Annotated in this window: 14 protein-coding genes; 8 read left to right on the forward strand and 6 right to left on the reverse strand. The window is 68.8% G+C overall.

The window, feature by feature from the left end; all coding sequences use genetic code 11:
- Window positions 1–117: 117 nt before the first annotated feature.
- The gene (locus G0D83_RS21265) at window positions 118–2,532 is read right to left on the reverse strand and encodes a ligase-associated DNA damage response DEXH box helicase (RefSeq protein WP_164196712.1); all 2,415 of its coding nucleotides are present in this window, start codon (window positions 2,530–2,532) and stop codon (window positions 118–120) included.
- Window positions 2,533–2,807: 275 nt separating this feature from the next.
- Here G0D83_RS21265 and yghU point away from each other — a divergent pair, with 275 nt between their 5' ends.
- Entirely contained in the window at window positions 2,808–3,665 is an 858-nt protein-coding gene (yghU, locus tag G0D83_RS21270; protein ID WP_164196696.1) for a glutathione-dependent disulfide-bond oxidoreductase, read from the forward strand.
- An 80-nt stretch (window positions 3,666–3,745) separates the two neighbouring features.
- On the opposite strand, the gene hisG is transcribed toward yghU, so the two are convergent.
- The 3 genes from hisG to hisS are packed head-to-tail and all read right to left on the reverse strand — an operon-like array spanning window position 3,746 to window position 6,980.
- On the reverse strand, window positions 3,746–4,438 hold the full coding sequence (gene hisG, locus G0D83_RS21275; protein ID WP_164196697.1) for an ATP phosphoribosyltransferase: 693 nt from the start codon (window positions 4,436–4,438) through the stop codon (window positions 3,746–3,748).
- Window positions 4,435–5,517 (reverse strand): ATP phosphoribosyltransferase regulatory subunit, encoded by a 1,083-nt coding sequence (locus tag G0D83_RS21280; protein ID WP_164196698.1) that lies wholly within the window; start codon window positions 5,515–5,517, stop codon window positions 4,435–4,437. The genes hisG and G0D83_RS21280 overlap by 4 nt, the downstream gene beginning before the upstream one ends.
- Complete coding sequence (gene hisS, locus G0D83_RS21285) at window positions 5,508–6,980, reverse strand: histidine--tRNA ligase (protein WP_164196699.1); 1,473 nt, start codon at window positions 6,978–6,980, stop codon at window positions 5,508–5,510. The genes G0D83_RS21280 and hisS overlap by 10 nt, the downstream gene beginning before the upstream one ends.
- 184 nt (window positions 6,981–7,164) lie before the next feature.
- On the opposite strand from hisS, the gene G0D83_RS32820 reads away from it, so the two are divergent.
- Together G0D83_RS32820 and G0D83_RS21295 are read left to right on the forward strand one after the other, a co-directional pair.
- Complete coding sequence (locus tag G0D83_RS32820; protein WP_370457293.1) at window positions 7,165–7,584, forward strand: hypothetical protein; 420 nt, start codon at window positions 7,165–7,167, stop codon at window positions 7,582–7,584.
- A complete protein-coding gene (locus G0D83_RS21295) occupies window positions 7,569–7,775 on the forward strand; it encodes a SlyX family protein (protein WP_108967894.1) in 207 nt (68 codons plus the stop codon). The genes G0D83_RS32820 and G0D83_RS21295 overlap by 16 nt, the downstream gene beginning before the upstream one ends.
- 15 nt (window positions 7,776–7,790) lie before the next feature.
- Here the strand turns inward: G0D83_RS21295 and G0D83_RS21300 are convergent, their stop codons facing one another.
- Window positions 7,791–8,564: a hypothetical protein gene (locus G0D83_RS21300; RefSeq protein ID WP_164196700.1), complete on the reverse strand. Its 774-nt coding sequence runs from the start codon at window positions 8,562–8,564 to the stop codon at window positions 7,791–7,793.
- Between the two features lie 145 nt (window positions 8,565–8,709).
- Complete coding sequence (gene dnaE, locus G0D83_RS21305; protein ID WP_164196701.1) at window positions 8,710–12,207, reverse strand: DNA polymerase III subunit alpha; 3,498 nt, start codon at window positions 12,205–12,207, stop codon at window positions 8,710–8,712.
- A 187-nt stretch (window positions 12,208–12,394) separates the two neighbouring features.
- Between dnaE and G0D83_RS21310 the strand changes: the two genes are divergently transcribed.
- The 5 genes from G0D83_RS21310 to G0D83_RS21330 all read left to right on the forward strand — a co-directional run bounded on the left by G0D83_RS21310 (window position 12,395) and on the right by G0D83_RS21330 (window position 19,762).
- Window positions 12,395–13,270: an alpha/beta hydrolase gene (locus G0D83_RS21310; protein ID WP_164196702.1), complete on the forward strand. Its 876-nt coding sequence runs from the start codon at window positions 12,395–12,397 to the stop codon at window positions 13,268–13,270.
- A 208-nt stretch (window positions 13,271–13,478) separates the two neighbouring features.
- Window positions 13,479–14,858: a xanthine dehydrogenase small subunit gene (gene xdhA, locus G0D83_RS21315; protein ID WP_164196703.1), complete on the forward strand. Its 1,380-nt coding sequence runs from the start codon at window positions 13,479–13,481 to the stop codon at window positions 14,856–14,858.
- Window positions 14,855–17,335, forward strand: a complete 2,481-nt coding sequence (locus G0D83_RS21320; protein WP_164196704.1) for a xanthine dehydrogenase molybdopterin binding subunit — start codon at window positions 14,855–14,857, stop codon at window positions 17,333–17,335. The genes xdhA and G0D83_RS21320 overlap by 4 nt, the downstream gene beginning before the upstream one ends.
- Entirely contained in the window at window positions 17,325–18,272 is a 948-nt protein-coding gene (xdhC, locus tag G0D83_RS21325) for a xanthine dehydrogenase accessory protein XdhC (RefSeq protein ID WP_164196705.1), read from the forward strand. The genes G0D83_RS21320 and xdhC overlap by 11 nt, the downstream gene beginning before the upstream one ends.
- The gene (locus tag G0D83_RS21330) at window positions 18,242–19,762 is read left to right on the forward strand and encodes an ABC transporter ATP-binding protein (protein WP_164196706.1); all 1,521 of its coding nucleotides are present in this window, start codon (window positions 18,242–18,244) and stop codon (window positions 19,760–19,762) included. Before xdhC ends, G0D83_RS21330 begins: the two co-directional genes overlap by 31 nt.
- The last annotated feature ends 97 nt before the right edge of the window (window positions 19,763–19,859 follow it).

The raw sequence follows: 19,859 nt of genomic DNA on the forward strand, positions 1-19,859 counted from the left end.
CCAGAGCCCGCGCCCTGCTTCTAGGCCCAAATACCCCGGGGGAGGCCGCGCTGCGGCCGGGGGCCAAGCCCGCTCTGTGCTGCTCTGCCCGCCAAACGCGGTCCGCGGCATGGTCCGTCATGCGCCGATCTGCGCCAGCCCCGCTTCGCGAAGGAGCGCCCCGACTTGCTCTTCCAGCAGCCGCGCCTCGGCGCTGCCGCGGATCGGCACCCGGCCCGGCTCGAGGAAGAGCGGCGCCGAGAGCGGCGAGAGCCGCTCGAGCCGGACAAGATCGATCCGCCCCTCGACCCGCTGGCACATCTCGCGGATGCGGGCGAAATCCACCAGCCCGCGCATGGCCTCTTCGCGGGTGATTTGCAGCAGCAGGTGCCCGGGGTCGTATTTCACCAGCGTATCGTAAAGGATGTCCGAGGACATGGTCGCCTGCTTCCCGGTCTTCCGCTGGCCGCCGATGTTGCGCTCGATGAGCCCGGCGATGGTGGCCGACGCCCGGAAGGTCCGCTTCATCACCGCGTTGCCCGCCAGCCAGCCCTCAAGCCCCGCCTCCAGCGCCGCGAGATCGAAAAGCGGGCCCGGGTCGATCACCGCATCGAGCCCCCAGATCAGCACCGCGTAATCGGTGGCGACGAACCCCATGGGCGCCAGCCCTTCCTCCTCCATCCGCTTGGTCAGCAGAAGGCCCAGGGTCTGCATCGCGTTGCGCCCGGCAAAGCCGTAGACCACCAGCTGCTCGCGCCCGTCATGCGCAAAGCTCTCGATCAGCAGCCGCCCGGGCTGCGGCAGGCGCGAGACCTCGCGCTGCAGGCGCAGCCAGTCGGCGGTGTGCTCCGGCAGGCCCGGCCAGTCCTCCTGCTGGAACATCCGCAGGATGCGCTCGGAAAGCTGGGTGGAGGTGGCGAACTTGGTGCCCATGAAGGTGGCGATCTTCGGCTTGCTGTGGGCGTCGCGGCTGACCTGCACCACCATCTCGCGCAGCCCCTCGTAGCGCACGATCTGCCCGCCAATGAGGAAGGTGTCGCCACGGGTCAGCTGTGCGGCAAAGCCCTCCTCGATCTCTCCCAAGGGCGCGCCGCCGCGCCCGCGGTAGCGCACCTTGAGCGTATCGGTGTCCTGGATGGTGCCGATGTTCTGCCGGATGCGCGCCGCCGAACGCGGATCGCGCAGCTGCCAGAGCCCGTCCTCGCGCTGCTTCAGCCGCTGCCACTGGTCATAGGCCCGCAGCGCGTAACCGCCGGTGGCGCAGAACTGCAGGCAATCGTCGAACTCGGCCCGGCTCAGCCCGGCATAGGCCCCCGCCGTGATCATCTCGGCGTAAAGCGCCTCTGCCTCGAACGGCCCGGCGCACGCGGCGATGAGGATGTGCTGGCAGAGCACGTCGCGCGGGCCGGGGCCCCGGCTCTCGCCATCAAGATCGCGCGCCCGAACCGCCTCGAGCGCCGCGAGGCATTCCACCACCTCGAAGCGGTTGGCGGGCACAAGCAGCGCCTTGGAGGGCGCATTATATCGGTGGTTGGCCCGGCCGATGCGCTGCACGAGGCGTTTCACGTTCTTCGGCGCGCCGATCTGGATCACCAGGTCGACATCGCCCCAGTCGATGCCAAGATCGAGCGAGCCGGTGCAGACGATGGCGCGCAGATCACCGCGCACCATGGCGGCCTCGACCTTCTCGCGCTGGCCGCGGTCGAGCGAGCCGTGGTGGATGCCGATCGGCAGCGCGTCCTCATTGGCCAGCCAGAGCTTGTGAAAGAAGATCTCGGCCTGCGCCCGGGTGTTGTGGAAGATCAGCGTGGTGCGGTGCCGCTTCACCTGCTCCAGCACCGCCGGGATCGCATAGGCCGCGCCGCCGCCGGACCAGGGCGGGGCGGCCTCGGTCTCGAGCATCGAGATATCCGGCTCCGGCCCCGGGTCGGCCTCGAGGATCTCGCAGGGGTCCGGGTGCCGGGCCAGCAGCCGGGCGATGGCCTGCGGATCCTCGACCGTCGCCGAGAGCCCGACCCGCCGCAGCCCCGGGCAAAGCGTCTGCAGCCGCGCCAGCGCCAGCATCAGCTGATCCCCGCGCTTGCTCTCGGCGAGGGCGTGGATCTCGTCGACCACCACCCTTTGCAGCCCCGCGAAGATGCGCGGCGCATCCTCGTAGGAGGTCAGCAGCGCAAGGCTCTCGGGCGTGGTCAGCAGGATATGCGGCGGGTCGGCCCGCTGCCGCCGCTTGCGCGAGGACGAGGTGTCGCCGGTGCGGTCCTCGACGCGGATCGGCAGGCCGGCCTCCTCGATGGGGATGAGCAGGTTGCGCCGGATGTCGGCTGCCAGGGCCTTCAGCGGCGAGACGTAGAGCGTATGGAGCCCGGCCCTCGGCGCCTCGGTCAGCTCGGCCAGCGTCGGCAGGAAGCCGGCCAGCGTTTTGCCGCCGCCGGTGGGCGCGATGAGCAGCAGCGCCGGAGCGCCGGCGCGCGCCAGCATCGCGCGCTGGTGCGGGTGCAGGCTCCAGCCACGCGCGGAGAACCATTGGTCGAGGGAAGCGGGCAAGGCGGACATCCCCCCAAGATAGGCGCGCGCCGGCCAAGGAAAAGCGCGCCGCATGTGCTTTCTTGTGGGGGGAATATCCCGCGGGAAAACGCGCCTGGTGCGGGCGCGGGCAAACTCCGCAATCCCCCGCCGCGGCAGAACCAGACCCGCCGCCGGGGGTCGCATGGCGACCGCCTCGCACCCCACCGCCTCACACCCACATGTGCCGCCACGCACAGGGCTGGCTCTGGCCTTTCGGACGCAAACCGCTACCGTTCGGCGCAATCAGACAATGGAGCCCTCTCATGACTGCCGAATACACCCCCCCCAAGGTCTGGACATGGGACGCCGAGAGCGGCGGCCAGTTCGCCTCGATCAACCGCCCCATCGCCGGGGCCACCCATGACAAGGAGCTGCCGGTCGGCAAGCACCCGTTCCAACTCTACAGCCTCGCCACGCCCAACGGCCAGAAGGTCGGGGTGATGTTCGAGGAGCTGCTCGCCGCCGGCCATGACGCCGAATACGACGCCTGGCTGATCAAGATCGGCGACGGCGACCAGTTCGGCTCGGGCTTCGTCGAGGTGAACCCCAACTCGAAGATCCCGGCGCTGATGGACCGCTCGGGCGACACCCCCGTGCGCATCTTCGAATCCGGCGCCATCCTGCTGCACCTCGCCGAGAAGTTCGGCGCCTTCCTCGGCAAGCCCGAGGACCGGGCCGAGATGCTGAGCTGGCTGTTCTGGCAGATGGGCAGTGCGCCCTATCTCGGCGGCGGCTTCGGGCATTTCTACGCCTATGCGCCCGAGAAGATGGAATATCCGATCAACCGCTTCGCCATGGAAGCAAAGCGCCAGCTCGACGTGCTGGACCGCAACCTCGCGGACCGCAGGTTCATGACCGGCGACGACTACACCATCGCCGACATCGCGATCTGGTGCTGGTACGGCAACCTCGCGCTTGGCCGTGCCTACGAGGCCGCCGAGTTCCTCGACGTGGCAAGCTACGAGAACGTCCAGCGGTGGGCCAAGGAGATCGACGCGCGCCCGGCGGTGAAGCGTGGGCGCATGGTCAACAAGGCCAGCGGCCCGCTCGAAGAGCAGCTGCACGAGCGCCACGATGCCTCGGATTTCGAGACCCGCACGCAGGACAAGCTGGAAGCGTGAGCGGGGTGGCTACGTCCCAAGGGCGTTGCACCTCCCTTCGAAGAGAAAAGGCCCCCGCACTGGCGGGGGCCTTTTCTTGATCAGACGTGCAGCATCTCGCAGAGCACCCGAAGCGCCTCGCGGTCGGCATCGTTCATCTTTGCCGCCCGCGAGCGGAAGAGCGTCGCCTGGCTGCGCAGCACCGGCTCCTCGGCCAGCACCTTGAGGTGGTTGGCGCGCAGCGTCTCGCCGGTCGAGGTGATGTCGGCGATGGCCTCGGCGGTGAGGTTCTTCACCGTGCCTTCGGTCGCGCCCTGGCTGTCCACGAGCTGGTAGTCGGCCACACCGCCCATGCGCAGGTAGTCGCGCACCAGCCGGTGATATTTGGTCGCGATGCGCATGCGGAAGCCGTGGCGCGCGCGGAAGGCGGCGGCGGCCCCGTCGAGATCGTCGAGCGTGTCCACGTCGACCCAGGCGGCGGGCACGGCGACGATGAGGTCCGCCTGCCCAAAGCCCAGCTCGGCCAGCGGCTCGACCTTCTGGTCCCATTGCACCAGCTTCTCGCGGATGAGGTCGGTGCCGGTGACGCCGAGATGGATGCGCCCCGACGCCAGCTCGCGCGGGATTTCCCCCGCCGACAGCAGCACCAGCGACACGCCGTCCACGCCCTCGACCGCGCCCGCATATTCACGGTCCGATCCGGTGCGAGAGAGCGTGACGCCGCGCGCGCCGAACCAGTCGAAGGTCTTCTCCATCAGACGGCCCTTGGAGGGCACACCGAGCTTGATGGTCATTTCGCCACCTCCAGAAGGATGCCCGGTCGGATCACGCCGCCCACCGCCGGAATCTCCTGCCCGCCGCCGAGCCGCCGGGTCAGCGCATCGTAGCGCCCGCCGGTGGCGATGGGGGGAAGGTCCGGGCGGCTCTCGCAGACGAAGCCGAAGGCGAAGCCGTCGTAATATTCCATCGAGCTGCGGCCGTAGCTGGCTTCGAAGTCCAGTTCCGCCACGTCGACGCCGCGCGCCGCGAGTGCCTCGCAGCGGCGCTCGAAGGTCTCGAGCGCGGGCAGCAGGGCGGGCATATCCACGGCGATGTCGCGCAGGTGCTCGAGCGCAAACGAACAGGTCTCGCGCACCGCAAGGACGGCGTCGATCATGTCGACCTGGGCGCGGGACAGTGGCGGCTCGGCGGCATCGGCGCGCAGCGCGGCGATGCGTGCCTCGATCTCGCGCTCGGAGCGCAGGCCGATCACCCGCCCGGCCTTGGCCATCGGGTCGTCCTGTGCCAGCATGGCGGCGCGCGGGGCGGGCACCGGCGTCTTGCCAGAGAAGCGGTCGAGCAGGGCGCGGAAGCGGCGCGGGCGCCAGATGTGCCGCAAGAGCGCGTCGCGGCGCTCCTGCGAGGTCTGCAGTCCCGCGACGGCGGCGGTCAGGATGCCGATATCGCCGGTCACCGGGCGCAGGTTCACCGGCTTCAGCACCTCGGCAAAGAGGCCGAAGACCTCGGCGTCGAGCTGCGCCTGGTCGCCCCGGTCGAACACCTCGTAGCCCACCTGGTAGTATTCCGAGGGGCGCTCGGGGTGCTCTTCCTGGCGGCGGAAGACCTCACCGGCATAAGTGTAGCGGGCGGGCTCGGCGCCGTCGGACATATGCATCTCGACCACCGGCACGGTGAAATCGGGACGCAGCATCATCTCGCCGCGCGACGGGTCGTGGGTGACATAGGCGCGGGCACGGATGTCCTCGCCATACAAATCCAGCAGCGTTTCCGCCGACTGCATGATCGCGCAGTCGAGCGGCTGCGCCCCGGCCTCGGCAAAGACCGCCCTCAGCCGTTCCGCCTCGGCCTTCTCGGCAGCGAAACTCACGCCCATTGGCTCAGGATCTCGCGCACCTTGGCGACCAGCTGGTCGCGTGGCACCTCGTATTGCGAGGGGCGCTCCTTCCACTCTTCAAGGCTGGCGTTCTGCGCCAGTTTGGCGCCGAGGATGAGATCCTTGATCTGCACCACGCCGCGCTCTTTCTCGTCACCGCCCTCGATGACGGCCACGGGAGACTCGCGCTTGTCGGCGTACTTGAGCTGGTTGCCGAAGTTCTTCGGGTTGCCGAGGTAGACCTCGGCGCGGATGCCGGCGTTGCGCAGCTCGGCGACCATCGCCTGATAGTCGGCCATGCGCGCCTTATCCATGACCGTCACCACGACCGGGCCCTGCGCCGCGCCGCCGATGCGGCCCTTGGCGCGCAGCGCGGCGAGCAGCCGGTCGACACCGATCGACACGCCGGTCGCGGGCACCGACTGGCCGGTGAAGCGCTTGACCAGATCGTCGTAGCGCCCGCCACCCGAGACCGAGCCGAACTGCCGCTTGCGGCCTTTCTCGTCGAGGATCTCGAAGGTCAGCTCTGCCTCGAACACCGGGCCGGTGTAATAGCCGAGGCCGCGCACCACCGAAGGGTCGATCTCGATGCGGCTGGAGCCATATCCGCCCGCGTCGAGCAGGGTGGCGATCTGTTCAAGCTCGTCCACGCCCTCGGCACCCACTGCCGAGCCGCCGATGGCGGCGCGCAGGTTGGCCAGCGTCGCGCTTGCATCGGCCCCTTTCGAGGTCAGGAAGGCCAGCACCGGCGCCGCCTGATCGTCGGAAAGGCCCACGCCGTCGATATAGGCGCCCGAGGCGTCGAGACGCCCCTTGCCCAAGAGCTCGCGCACGCCGTTCTCGCCGACCTTGTCGAACTTGTCGATGGTGCGCAGAACCGCCTGTTGCTGGGCATCATCGGACAGGCCCATGGTCTCGAGCACGCCGTTCAGCACCTTGCGGTTGTTGACCCGCACAAGGTAGTCGCCGCGCGGGATGCCGACCTCTTCCAGCGTGTCCGAGAGCATCGCGCAGATCTCGGCATCGGCGGCCACCGAGGGCGCGCCCACGGTATCCGCATCGCACTGGTAGAACTGGCGGAAGCGGCCCGGGCCGGGCTTTTCGTTGCGCCAGACCGGCCCCATGGCGTAGCGCCGATAGGGGGTCGGCAGGTCGTTGCGGTGCTGGGCATAGACCCGCGCCAGCGGCGCGGTCAGGTCGTAGCGCAGCGCCACCCAGCCGTAGTCATCGTCTTCCCAAGCAAAGACACCTTCGTTCGGACGGTCCACGTCCGGAAGGAACTTGCCAAGCGCCTCGACGGTCTCCACGGCGGAGCTTTCCAGCGCCTCGAAGCCGTAGCGATGGTAGACCCCGGCGATGGTATGCAGCATATGCGCACGCTCGGTCACTTCTGTGCCGAAATAGTCGCGGAACCCCTTGGGCGTTTGTGCCCGGGGGCGGGGGGCTTTCTTTTCCTTGGCCATGGCCTCGCTCCGGCTGTCCAGATTGCGCGCATCCCATAGCCGCTTGACCACCAAGGAGCAAGCAAAGGCCTTGGCATCGGAGGCATATTGGGCCGCGGCCCAGCGATTGTCTCCGGGGGGTGTAGGCGGGACGGGCGCGCCAGAGGGGTTTTGCAAGGACGTCGCGCTGGCGCACAAGGAGAACATGCGCCCGGTCGAGCCCCTGAGATGCTGGGCGACCCTCGGCATGGCGGCGGATCAGAACAAGACCGCCAAAGTCACCGCGCTCGCGGTAATGGCGGAACTGACCGGCAAGGCGATCCCCGAAACCGGCACGACCATCTTTCGCCCTGCGCCCCTCCGCGTCGGAGCTCACGCTCCTCGGCATGCGCTCCGCGGCGCAAAGTCTCTGGCCCGCGCTGGAAACCGGCGCTTGCCGCCGCGCGGCGTGACCTCGCGTCAACGGGGATTTGTCCCGGGGGACACGCAGGCAGCGTCGGGGCGGGGGGGGCAGAGTCCCGACCTCGGCCCCATGGACAAGCCGCGCCGCGCCGCCTATCTGCGGGGCAGACGTCCCCCAACCCCTCGCCGCGAGGGAAGGAGCCCCGCATGCCGCAGCAGCTAGAAGACCTGCAGGAACGCATCGCGCATCTGCAGCGCGCGGTGGACGATCTGTCCGAGACCGTTGCCCGGCAGGACAAGGACATCGCCCTGCTCCAGTACCGCGTTCAGTTGCTGATGGAGCGCGAGGCCGCGCGCGAGAGCGACGGCGGCGGCGGGGTGGTCCTCGGCGACGAGCGCCCGCCGCATTACTGAGAGTTTCGCCGCGCGTCAGTGCTGCTCGAGCGCGACGACCTGCCCGTCGTGCAGCAGCAGGTTCACGTAGGATGCGCTGCCGAAGGCCGGGTAGACGCTGACAAAGGCGGTGTCCCGCGCAAGCCTCCGCATCGCCCGGCCGCAGGGACGGCCCGGAGCGACGCCGCAAACCTCGGCCTTCACCGTCTCGTAGGCCCCGTCCACCGGCCCCTTCGGCAGGCTGCCCCCCGCCAGCCCGTAGCGCAGCTGCTCATGCAGCTCGGGATCGCCGAAGAGCGCCAGAGCCCCGGTCACCTGCCGGGCGCAGCCATCGTCGAAGCCGGTGATGTAGAGCGCGCGCGGCGCTGTCGTGCCGGGGCGGCTGTCATAGAGAACGTAGCCGCGCCGGGTCTCGGGATATTGCGCCACCGGCACGCCCAGCCGCCTCTCGGGAACGCCGCAGACCCGGGCGATCTCGCCATGGGGCAGGGCGGTGCCGAAGGGGACCTGCCGCGCGTCAGGACCCGTGCCTTTGGCCGCCGCGGCCTGCCCTCCGAGCCAGCCCAGCAGCCCGCCCTGCGGCGGCGCTGTTCGCGGCACGGGGGTCTCGGGGGCGGCGCGCAATCCTCCCTCATCCGAGAGCTCGGCCTCGGAGGGCAGGGCGGCGCTCTGACCGGCGCTCTCATCCAGCTCGACCTCCGACAGCCGCGGCACTTCGCCCGGTGTTTCGCAGGCGGCCAGGGCCAGCGTCGCGACCAGGGCCGGGAGGATCTGCGCCAAAGCGCGGAGGGGCGGGGCGGTGGGTGCCACGAGGGCTCTCCAGAAAAGGGACCGTCGGCAGTGGTGGCCTGCGCGAACCAGCGCGCGGGCCAGAATGTTCAACCTTCGTGTAACCCTTTTTCGAGCACGGATCCACAAGCCCTTGTCGAGGCTTGGAAAACCGGCGGCGGACCGCTCAGAAGTCCTCGACCGCCAGCACCCCGCCCAGCGATTTCACCGCGCCCTTGATCTCCGGCGTCACCGGGAAGTCCTGCTGCAGGTCCATCTCGACCTCGCCCGGCAGCCCGTGGTCGGCAAGGCAGAGCCGCACCGGGCCGCGCCCGGCCTTGGGCATCTGCTCGGCGGCACGCGACAGCACCGAGGCGATCTGGTTGATCGCGCTCGCCCCCTCGATCCAGATCTTCAGCCCCGTGGCGCCCGCGCCCGCGACCACCTGCTCGACCGGCCCCACCGAGCGTGCCAGCAGCTTGAGCTGGTCGCTCTCCATGGTGGCCTCGACGGTGATCACCACCTTCGAGCCGGTCTCGAGGAACTCGCGGCTTTTCTCCAGCGTCTCGGAGAAGAGCGTGACCTCATAAGCGCCGGTGGGATCGGAAAGCTGGGCAAAGGCGAAACGGTTGCCCTTGGCCGACTTGCGCTCCTGCCGCCCGGCGACGACGCCCGCGAGTTTCGCGATGCACGGACCGCCCCGCGCCTTGTTCGTCGCCTCTTCAAGCGTCATCACGTCGCGCCGCTTCAGCGCCGGCATGTAGTCGTCGAGCGGGTGGCCCGAGAGGTAGAAGCCGATCGCCTTGAACTCTTCCGACAGCCGCTCGGCGGGCAGCCAGTCGGGCACAGGCGAAAGCCGCGGCTCAGGCAGATCGTCCCCGGCCTCGCCGAAGAGCGAGACCTGCGCCGAGGCCTTCTGCTCGTGGATCGCGGCGGAATAGGCGACCAGCGCGTCGAGGCTGTCGAACACCCGGCGGCGGTTCTTGTCGAGCTGGTCGAAGACACCCGCGCGGGCCATCATCTCCATCGGGCGCTTGCCGACGCGCTTGAGATCGACCCGGCGGGCCACGTCGAAGAGCGTGGTGAAGGGCGTGTCGCCCCGTCCCTCGACCACCAGCCGCATGGCATCCAGTCCGACGTTCTTCAATGCCCCCAGAGCGTAGACCAGCTCGCCATTGACCACGTCAAAGCTCGCCTGCGAGCGGTTGATGCAGGGCGGCACGTAGGGCAGCTTCAGCCCGTTCTTCATCTCGTCGAAATAGACCGCGAGCTTGTCCGTCAGGTGGATATCGCAGTTCATGACACCAGCCATGAACTCCACCGGGTGGTTCGCCTTCAGCCAGGCGGTCTGGTAGGACACCACCGCATAGGCCGCCGCGTGCGACTTGTTGAAGCCGTAGTTGGCGAATTTCTCCAGAAGGTCGAAGACCTCCGAGGCCTTCTTCTTGTCGACGCCGTTCTCGGCCGCGCCCTTCTCGAACTTCGGACGCTCGGCGTCCATCGCCTCCTTGATCTTCTTGCCCATGGCGCGGCGCAGCAGGTCGGCGCCGCCGAGCGAGTAGCCCGCCATCTCCTGCGCGATCTGCATCACCTGTTCCTGGTAGACGATGATGCCCTGCGTCTCTTCGAGGATATGATCGATCAGCGGGTGCACCGAGGTGATCTCGCGCAGGCCGTTCTTGACCTCGCAATAGACCGGGATGTTCTCCATCGGGCCGGGACGATAGAGCGCCACCAGCGCCACGATGTCCTCGATGCAGGTCGGTTTCATCCGCTTCAGGGCATCCATCATGCCCGAGCTTTCCACCTGGAACACCGCCACCGTCTTGGCGGCGGAATAGAGCTCGTAGGTCTTTTCGTCATCCAGCGGGATGAGGTTCATCTGGTTCTCGGCGCCCTCGGGAGGGGCGTAGAGCTCGGTGCCATCGGCGGCGACATGGATCGGGCGGCCCGACTTCAGGATCAGGTTCACCGCGTTCTGGATGACGGTCAGCGTCTTCAGGCCGAGGAAGTCGAATTTCACCAGCCCCGCCTGCTCGACCCACTTCATGTTGAACTGGGTGGCGGGCATATCCGAGCGCGGGTCCTGGTAGAGCGGCACCAGCTGGTCGAGCGGCCGGTCGCCGATCACCACGCCCGCGGCGTGGGTCGAGGCGTTCCTGAGCAGCCCCTCGACCTGCTGGCCGTAGGTCAGCAGCCGGTCCACTACCTCCTCGTTGCGCGCCTCCTCGCGCAGCCGCGGCTCGTCCTGCAGCGCCTTCTCGATGGAGACGGGCTTGACCCCCTCCACGGGGATCATCTTCGACAGCCGGTCGACCTGGCCGTAGGGCATCTGCAGCACCCGGCCCACGTCGCGCACGGCGGCCTTCGAGAGCAACGCGCCGAAGGTGATGATCTGGCCGACCTTGTCGCGTCCGTACTTCTCCTGCACGTAGCGGATCGTCTCTTCGCGCCGGTCCATGCAGAAGTCGATGTCGAAGTCGGGCATCGACACACGCTCGGGGTTGAGGAAGCGCTCGAACAGCAGCGAGTAGCGCAAAGGGTCGAGGTCGGTGATGGTCAGCGCATAGGCGACGAGGCTGCCCGCGCCCGAGCCCCGGCCCGGACCGATGGGGATGTCGTTGTCCTTGGACCACTTGATGAAGTCGGCAACGATCAGGAAGTAGCCGGGAAAGCCCATGCCCTCGATGATGCCAAGCTCGAAGTCGAGCCGCTTCTGGTACTCCTCGACCGAGACCGCGTGCGGGATCACCGCGAGCCGTGCCTGAAGCCCCTCGTTGGCCTGACGCCGCAGTTCCTCAACCTCGTCGTCGGCGAACTTCGGCAGGATCGGATCGCGGCGATAGGCCATGAAGGCGCAGCGCCGGGCGATCTCGACGGTGTTCTCGAGCGCCTCGGGCAGGTCGGCAAAGAGCGTCGCCATCTCCTGCGGGCTCTTGAGGTAGTGCTGCGCGGTCAGCCGGCGGCGCGGTTCCTGCTGGTCGACATAGGCGCCTTCGCTGATGCAGATCAGCGCGTCATGCGCCTCGTACATCTCGGCCTTGGGGAAATAGACATCGTTGGTGGCGACCAGCGGCAGGCCCATCTCGTAGGCCATCTCCACATGGCCCTGCTCGGCGATGCGCTCCTCGGGGGGCAGGCCGTTCTCGCCGGGATGGCGCTGCAGCTCGACGTAGAGCCGGTCCTCGTAGATCTGGTGCAATCGGGTCAGCAGGGTCTGCGCCGCGGCGCGGCGGTTCTCGCGCAGGTGCCGCCCGATGGGGCCGTCGGGACCGCCCGAAAGGCAGATCAGCCCTTCGCCATAGGTCTGCAGATCGTCCAGCGTCACATGCGGCTCCTGCCCGTCACCACGCAGGTAGAGGCAGGAGTTGAGCTTCATCAGGTTCTCGTAGCCCTGCTCGTTCTGCGCCAGGAGCACGATGGGGGCGGGGGCCTTCGGCTTTTCTCCCGGCACCGGCTCGAAGTAGAGCAGATCGACCTGGCAGCCGATGATCGGCTGCACGCCCGCGCCGCTGGCGGTCACAGAGAACTCCAGCGCGGCAAAGAGGTTGTTGGTGTCCGTCACCGCCACGGCGGGCATCTCCATGGCCTCGCAGAGCCCGGGCAGCTTCTTCAGCCGCACGGCGCCTTCGAGCAGGGAATATTCGGTATGGACGCGGAGGTGGATGAATCGGGGATCGCTCATGGCGCTTAGAGTATTGCGCGGCGGCGGGCGGCGAAAGCCCCCGCGTGGCGGCGCGCGCGCCCAGGGTGATGCAGGCTTACCTCATTTAGAAAGCAAGGCAAATTCCCGGAGAAAGTGAATTGTCGCGGCGCCGTTGATGGCGCAATCCTGAAGGCGGGAGCGCGGTACGAGTGAGCGAAAGATCGGCATGGAACGGCGGAGCGAAGGGTATACGGGCGGGGCACAGGAGCGTCTCGCGCCCCGGGGCGCCCTATCGACCCGTCGCCGGGCCCTGCATCTTGCCGCAGCGCTGGCACCGAGGCTGACCGGCCGGCTGCTTGCGCGTCGCTACCTCAGCCCCGCCTCGCATCTCGACACGGCCCATGTCGCGCGCCACGGGGCGGAACTGGTCCCGCTCGGCGCCGAGGCTGCCCTGTTGCGGCACGCGGCCCCGCGCGCCGGGGCACCGCGCGTGTTGCTCGTGCCCGGTCACGACGGTCACGTTCGGCAATTCTCCCGGCTGGTGCGCGACTTGCGCCGGGCCGGGGCAGCGGTGGACCTGCTGATCCTGCCGGGCCACCTGCACCCGGCCCGCACGCTCTGCAGCCTTGCCGATATCGTTCCCGCGATCCGCCTCTGCCTCGACGAGCACGGTCCCTATGATGCCGTCGGGGCCCATTGCGTCGGCGCGCGCAGCCTGCTCTTCGCGCTGGGCGAGGGGCTCGCCTGCCCGCGTGCCGCCCTGATCTCGACACCGGTCGATCTGCCGGCGCTGATCCGGCTGGGCGGTATGCAATACGGACTGGAGGGCGCGGCGCTAGGGCAGTTCGAAGCGGGGGTGGCGCGGCTCTGCGCACCCTATGATCCCGGAACCGACTGGCGGCCGCCAGCCATGGCCCGGCGCGGCGAGACGCTGGTGGTCCACGCGCGGCACGACTACGCGGCCCCCGTCGCGGGTGCTTGTGCGCTGGCAGAGGCGATGCCCGGCGCGCGGCTCGAGGTCTTCGAGGAGGGGGATCACAACACCATCCTCAACCACGCCCCGGCGAGCCGGATGCTGGCGGAGTTCCTTGCCGGGGGCTGATCGCCGCAGGGCGGCAACCCCGCGCGGTCATGCGCAAATTTGCGCCTCTGTCGTGGCGTCTGCCTGCCAAACGGGCAGATTTTTCTTGCCAAGCCGGAAAGCCGCCGCCTAGCGTTAGGGCAAAGAGACAAGAATCCGCGCGCCTTCTACGCCGCATCGAGGGCGCGCACCGGGGATATGATCAATGGTAAGGCGGCGGGTCATCAAAATGGACATCTCCTTTCTTCTGAACGGGGAAAGCGTGGTGCTGCGCGACGTGTCTCCCACGCGCACGGCGCTCGACTGGCTGCGCGAGGAGCGCGGGCTTCGGGGCACCAAGGAGGGCTGCAACGAGGGCGACTGCGGCGCCTGCACGGTGATGGTCACCGATGCGCGCGGCAGCCGGGCGGTCAACGCCTGCATCCTCTTCCTGCCGCAGCTGCAAGGCAAGGCGCTGCGCACGGTCGAGGGCATCGCCGGCCCCGACGGCACGGCGCACCCGGTGCAGCAGGCAATGGTCGATCACCACGGCTCGCAATGCGGCTTCTGCACGCCCGGATTCGTGGTGTCGATGGCCACGGCGCATCTCAATGGCGACACCGGCCATGACGACGCGCTGGCGGGCAACCTCTGCCGCTGCACCGGCTACGCGCCCATCGTCCGCGCCGCCGAGGCCGCGGCAAGCGCGCCCGTGCCCGAGTGGATGAGCGCCGAAGGAAATCTGCTGGCGGACAGCGCCCCTCTGGCGGCGGCTCCCGAGACCGCGCCCGAAACCGCCGACGCGCTGGCGCGCCTTTACGAGGCCACCCCCGACGCCACGCTGGTCGCGGGCGCCACCGACGTCGGCCTCTGGGTCACCAAGCAACTGCGCGAGCTGGACAAGGTGATCTTCCTCCATCGCTGCGCCGACCTGCAGCAGATTGACGTCTCGCAGGAGGCGATCCGCATCGGCGCGGGGGTCACCATGGACCGCGTCCTCACGCTGATGAAGGACCACTATCCCAGCTATGCCGAAATGCTGCGCCGCTACGGCTCGGCGCAGGTGCGTGCGGCGGCGACGATCGGCGGTAATATCGCCAATGGCTCGCCCATCGGGGACAACCCGCCCGCGCTCATCGCGCTCGGCGCGACGCTACACCTGCGCAAGGGAGGCACGCGGCGCGACATGCCGATCGAGGACTTCTTCCTCGACTACGGCAAGCAGGACCGCCAGCCCGGCGAGTTCGTCGAGGCGGTGACGATCCCGCGCAAGGCGGACCGGCTCCGGGTTTACAAGCTCTCCAAGCGCTTCGATCAGGACATCTCGGCCGCCTGCGGCGCCTTCTGGATCGAGGTCGAGAGCGACAGGGTGGCCGAGGCCCGCATCGCCTTTGGCGGCATGGCCGGAACACCCAAGCGCGCGCCCCATGTTGAGCAGGCGCTGATCGGCAAGCCCTGGACCGAGGACACGGTGATGGCGGCGTCGAGGGAGTTCGACGCGGACTATCAACCGATGAGCGACATGCGCGCCAGCGCCGGCTACCGGCTGGAGGCCGCGCGCAACATGCTGATCCGCTACCTGATCGCCGATCTCGGCGTGGCCACCGATGTGCGCGGGGTGCGGGCATGAGCGTCTCCAAACCGCTGCCGCATGACGCGGCCCCGCTGCATGTCTCGGGCAAGGCCCGCTACATCGACGACATCCCGGTGCCGGCGGACTGCCTGCATCTCGCCTTTGGCCTCTCGACCATTGCGGCGGGCAGGATCACCGAGATCGACCTCGGCGCCGTCCGCGCCGCCCCTGGCGTGGTGAAGGTCTGGGAGGCCAAGGACCTGCCCTCGGACTGCGACTGCTCGGCCTCGCTGCACGACGAACCGCTGCTTTCGGACGGGACCATCCACTACCTCGGGCAGCAGATCTTCCTCGTTGCCGCAACCAGCCACCTCGCCGCGCGCAAGGCGGCGCGGCTGGCTAGGATCACCTACGAGCAGCACGAGCCGATCCTCACCATCGAGCAAGCGCTGGCGGCGGACAGTCGCTTCGAGGAGGGCCCGCGCATATGGGAAAAGGGCGATGCTGCCGAAGCGCTGAAAGCCGCGCCGATCACGCTTGAAGGCTCGCTCGAAATGGGCGGGCAGGAGCATTTCTACCTCGAGGGGCAGGCGGCGCTGGTGATGCCGCAGGAGAACGGTGATCTGGTGGTCGCCAGCTCCACCCAGCACCCCACCGAGATCCAGCACAAGGTCGCCCATGCGCTGCACCTGCCGATGCATGCCGTGCGGGTCGAGACCCGGCGCATGGGCGGCGGCTTCGGCGGCAAGGAGAGCCAGGGCAATGCGCTGGCCATTGCCTGCGCCGTCGCGGCGTCGGAAACCGGGCGTCCGGCGAAAATGCGCTACGACCGCGACGACGACATGATGATCACCGGCAAGCGGCACGACTTCCGGATCGACTACACCGTCGGCTTCGACGAGACGGGTCGCCTGCAGGCGGTAGACTTCCGACAGTACACACGCTGCGGTTGGGCACAGGACCTTTCGCTCGCCGTGGCCGACCGCGCCATGCTGCATGCCGACAACGCCTATGACATCCCGTCGCTGCGGGTCGAGAGCCACCGGCTGAAGACCAACATGCAAAGCGCCACCGCCTACCGCGGCTTCGGCGGTCCGCAGGGGCTCTTCGGCATCGAACGGGTGATCGATCACGTTGCCCACCACTTGAAGATCGACCCGCTGGAGCTGCGCCGCCGCAACTATTATGCCGACCTCGCCCCCGCAGGGGCGGCAGCGGAAACTGTCCCCGCGGGGACGGCAGAGGAGAGCGTCCCCGCGGGGACGTCGGCCAAGGGTGTCCCCGCGGGGACAGAGCCGCTGGCGCATGACGACAGCGACGATCTTGCCTCGCGCGGGGCGCTCGCCGGCGCAGGCGACGCGCCGGCCGCGCCCTCGGCGCCGCCTGTCCCGGACGCACCGCAGATGACCCACTATGGCCAGCCGGTCGAGGATTTCATCCTCGGCGCGATGACCGCGAAGCTGGCAGAGACCAGCGACTACGCGGCGCGGCGCAAGGCGGTGGATGCGTGGAACGAGAGGAACCCGGCGCTCAAGAAAGGGCTTGCCATCTCGCCGGTGAAGTTCGGCATCTCCTTCACGCTGACCCATCTCAACCAGGCCGGGGCGCTGGTGCACGTCTACCAGGACGGTTCGATCCAGCTCAACCATGGCGGTACCGAGATGGGGCAGGGCCTCTTCCAGAAGGTGGCGCAGGTGGCCGCCGCGCGCTTCGGCGTGCCGCTCGAGATGGTGAAGATCACCGCCACCGACACCGGCAAGGTGCCCAACACCTCGGCGACGGCGGCCTCTTCGGGCTCGGACCTCAACGGCATGGCGGTGAAGGCGGCCTGTGACACGATCCGCGACCGCATGGCCGCGCATTTGGCCGAGCTGCACCAGGACCTGCCCGGGAACGTCCGCTTCGAGGGCGGCAGGGTGCATGTCGGCGGCACCGACATTGCCTTCGAGGAGGCGGCGGTGCTCTGCTACCAGGGGCGCGTGTCGCTGTCGTCGACGGGCTATTACAAGACGCCCAAGGTCGACTGGGACCGCATCCGGGGGCAGGGGCGGCCGTTCTTTTACTTCGCCTATGGCGTGGCGGTGACCGAGGTGGTGCTCGACACGCTGACCGGCGAGAACCGCATCCTGCGCGCCGACATCCTGCACGACTGCGGGGCCTCGCTGAACCCGGCGCTGGACATCGGGCAGATCGAGGGCGGCTACGTGCAGGGCGCGGGCTGGCTGACCACCGAGGAACTGGTCTGGGACGACAAGGGCGCGCTGCGCACCCATGCGCCCTCGACCTACAAGATCCCCGCCTGCTCGGACCGGCCCGAGGTGTTCAACGTCGCGCTCTGGGACGGTCGCAACCTCGAGGAGACCATCTATCGCTCCAAGGCCGTCGGCGAGCCGCCCTTCATGCTGGGCATCTCGGCCTTCCTCGCGCTGTCGGACGCGGTGGCCTCCTGCGGCGACGACTATCCCGACCTGATCGCCCCGGCGACGCCGGAGAACCTGCTGGCCGCAGTACGGAGGCTGCGCCATGGGGTTTGACCTTGCCGGGCTGAAGGCTGCTGTCGCCGCGCATGGGCGTGTCGCCCGCGTGGTGATCGCCGAGGTCTCGGGCTCGGCCCCGCGCGAGGTCGGTTGCGCCATGCTGGTCTGGGACGAGGCCGACAAGCTGCGCCAGAGCGGCACCATCGGCGGCGGCGCGCTGGAACTCATGGCTGCGGAGCAGGCGCTGCGCGGCCCGGGGCTCACCCGCCATCCGCTGGGGCCGGGGCTGGGTCAATGCTGCGGCGGTGCCGTGGTGCTCTGGACCGAGGTGTTCGACGCCGCTGGCGTCGCGGCGCTGGAGGGGCAGGAGATCGTTGCGCGCGGGCAGGGCGAGCGCCCGCTCGCGGTGCAACGGCTGATCGATCGCGCCCGCGCGCAGGGTCGCGCGCCCGAGCCGCAGCTTGTGCAGGGCTGGATGGTCGAGCCGTTGGCGCGGCCCGCCCGGCAGCTTTGGATCTGGGGCGCGGGCCATGTCGGCCGGGCCATGGTACAGGTCATGGCGCCACTCCCAGAGCTGGCGATCACCTGGATCGACACCGCCCTCGAGCGCTTCCCCGAGGCGGTGCCGATGGGCGTCACCCTGCTGCCCGCCGCCGATCCGGCACGCGCGGTGCGCCATGCGCCGCAAGAGGCCGAGCATCTCATCCTCACCTACAGCCACGAGATCGACCTCGCGCTCTGCCATGCGCTGCTGACCCATGGGTTTGCCTTCGCCGGGCTGATCGGGTCGGAGACCAAATGGGCGCGTTTCCGCAGTCGGCTCAGGACGTTGGGTCATGCAGATGCCCAAATAGCTCGCATTTCTTGTCCTATTGGTCAAAAAACATACGGGCGTCACCCGCAGGCGATTGCCATCGGCGTGGCCGGACAGCTATTGGGGCAGAAAAAAGGGGACGGGACGGCGTGGCTACACTCCTCAGCATCCGGGGCCTGACCAAGGCCTACCCCGGCGTCGTGGCCAATGACGATGTCTCCTTCGACATCGGCAAGGGCGAGATCCATGCGCTGCTCGGCGAGAACGGCGCAGGCAAATCGACGCTGGTGAAGATGATCTTCGGGCTGGTGAAGCCCGACGCGGGCGAGATGGTGCTCGATGGCGCGGTCTATGCGCCCGGCAAGCCGTCAGACGCGCGCCGTTCGGGCGTGGCCATGGTGTTCCAGCACTTCTCGCTCTTCGAGGCGCTGGACGTGGCCGAGAACGTGGCGCTCGGCATGGAGAACCCGCCGAAGCCGCGCGACCTTGCGCGGCAGATCCGCGAGGTCTCGGAAACCTATGGGCTGCCGCTCGATCCCACGCGCACCGTCGGCACGCTCTCGGCGGGCGAGCGCCAGCGCGTCGAGATCATCCGCTGTCTGCTGCAGAACCCGCGCCTGCTGATCATGGACGAGCCGACCTCGGTTCTGACCCCGCAGGAGGTGGAGATCCTCTTCCAGACGCTGAACAAGCTGCGCGCCGAGGGCACCTCGATCCTGTACATCTCGCACAAGCTCGAGGAGATCCGCGCGCTTTGCGACGAGGCGACGATCCTGCGGCTCGGCAAGAACGTCGGCACCTGCACCCCGCGCGAAGTCACCGCCCGGCAGATGGCCGAGCTGATGGTCGGCTCGAGCTTCAACGCCCCCGAGGCACGGGCGGGCGAGAAGGGCGAGGTGCTGCTGCGCACCGAGGGGCTTTCGCTGCCCGCGCCGGGCGCCTTCGGCACGCCGCTGCGCGAGGTCTCGCTCGAGGTTCGCGCCGGTGAGGTGCTGGGCATCGGCGGGGTTGCCGGCAACGGCCAGGACGAGCTCTTGATGGCGCTTTCCGGCGAGCGGCTGGCGCCGGCGGGCACGGTCTTCTTCAAGGGGCAGGACGTGAGCCGCCTCGGCCCTGTCGCGCGCCGCGACGCCGGTCTGCTGTCGGGGCCCGAGGAACGGCTCGGCCATGCCGCGGCGCCCAACATGAGCCTGACCGAGAACGCCGTGCTGACTGGCGCGCGCCGCGAGGGGCTGGTGCAGGGCGGCTTCATCGACTGGGGCAAGTCAAAGAGCTTCGCCGAGAAGGTCATCGAGCGCTTCGACGTGCGCACCCCCGGGCCGGGCACCGCGGCGCGGGCGCTTTCGGGCGGCAACCTGCAGAAGTTCGTCGTCGGGCGGGAAATCCTGCAAAACCCCGACGTCTTCATCGTCAACCAGCCGACCTGGGGCGTCGACGCCGCTGCCGCCGCCGCGATCCGCCAGGCGCTGCTCGATCTGGCCGCCAAGGGCGCGGCGATCATCGTCATCAGCCAGGATCTCGACGAGTTGATGGAGATCTCGGACCGCTTCGCGGCGCTCAACGAGGGGCGGCTCTCGCCCGCCCGCGCCGTCGCCGAGCTCGACATCGAGAAGATCGGCCTGATGATGGGCGGGGCGCATGATATGGAGGTGGCCCATGTCGATGGCTGACCCCCGGCGCTGCGCCGCCTGGCTGGCGACGGAATTGCGCACTTGTGAAGAGAAGAAGCCCGTAGGCCTCTTCCTCACCAGCGCTTCGTCTCTTTTC

Source organism: Salipiger sp. PrR003, from assembly GCF_010500785.1.
In the GTDB taxonomy this organism is placed as follows: Bacteria; Pseudomonadota; Alphaproteobacteria; order Rhodobacterales; family Rhodobacteraceae; genus Salipiger; species Salipiger pacificus_A.